Origin of the sequence: Tritonibacter sp. SIMBA_163 (assembly GCF_046535935.1) — a bacterium.
In the GTDB taxonomy this organism is placed as follows: domain Bacteria; phylum Pseudomonadota; class Alphaproteobacteria; order Rhodobacterales; family Rhodobacteraceae; genus Epibacterium; species Epibacterium scottomollicae.
Genome location: NZ_JAWJBP010001016.1, coordinates 1 through 247, shown reverse-complemented (window position 1 = coordinate 247; position 247 = coordinate 1). Strand labels below are relative to the sequence as shown.

At 40.5% G+C, this 247-nt stretch carries 1 protein-coding gene; it reads right to left on the bottom strand.

The genetic code is table 11. The features are described 5' to 3' along the window. Positions 1-247: hypothetical protein (locus R0J92_RS25400; RefSeq protein ID WP_411053727.1), on the bottom strand; the 247-nt coding region annotated here is incomplete at both ends.

Below are 247 nucleotides of genomic sequence, written 5' to 3'. Positions count from 1 at the left end.
CAGCAAAAGCAATCGCTAAACCACCAATTCCCACACTGGCTAGGAGTCCGACGAGATTAATTTGTTGACTTTGGGCAAACGCGATCGCGGCGATAAAGCCAATAAAAATGTTAATTAAGGTTTCAAATACTAATAACAATTCATCGACTTCTCGACCAAGTTTACGGATAATTTCTAAGCCATAAACTCGCATTACTTGTCGCACTAAACGAGAGGCTAGCCAAGCTAAACTCAATACTAATGCAAG